Genomic DNA, 646 nt, shown 5'->3' with positions numbered 1-646 from the left:
CGGGTCAGCTCGGCGGCGCGGGCGGCCGCCTGGTCCCGGTCGTACGCGAGGAGCAGCCGGCAGTCCTGGCCGTGCGCGGGGCGTACGTGGGGCAGCCAGCCGAGCCAGGCCCAGTCGCGGCGGCGCTCCTGCAGGGTCCGGACGCGGTCGGCGGCCAGCAGCACGATCTCCAGCTGCGCGGGCGCGTGCAGTGCCGCGAGCTGCGCCACGACGGACCGGGCGACCCCCATGAGCCGGGCCCGCGGCCCGGCCACCCCGAGCGCGCCGCTCTCGCGCAGGGCGACCCGGCTCCCGGCGCCGAGCCCCACCTCCAGGAACCCGGGGTGCCCGGGCCCGCGCGACCACAGCCGCCCGGTGGGCCCGAGGGCGGCGAGCAGCAGGGCGGCGGGGTCGTCGGCGTCGGGCACGGCGGCCGCGGGCTCCGCCGGCCCGACGGCCTCGACCACCACGTCCTCCTCCCCCCGCACCCACTTCCGCGCCCACGCCCCGATCCCGCCCGACGCCGCCGGGGGCGTCGTCGGCCGGCGCCGGGTCACCACCGCCGGGGCCGCCGTACCCGTACCCGCCGCCGCCCGGCCCGCCGGGGACGGGGGTGGGGGCGCCGGGCGTGTCGTGGTGGGCGGGGCCGCCGGGGGCGGAGCCCCCG

At 83.1% G+C, this 646-nt stretch carries 1 pseudogene; it reads right to left on the bottom strand.

The features are described from left to right. Positions 1–446: pseudogene (locus VR44_RS47710) on the bottom strand (cell division protein FtsK); the annotation flags it as partial. Positions 447–646: the final 200 nt, after the last annotated feature.

Origin of the sequence: Streptomyces katrae (genome assembly GCF_000966975.1) — a bacterium.
Taxonomy (GTDB): Bacteria; Actinomycetota; Actinomycetes; order Streptomycetales; family Streptomycetaceae; genus Streptomyces; species Streptomyces katrae.
This window is presented reverse-complemented; position numbering and strand designations above follow the sequence as displayed.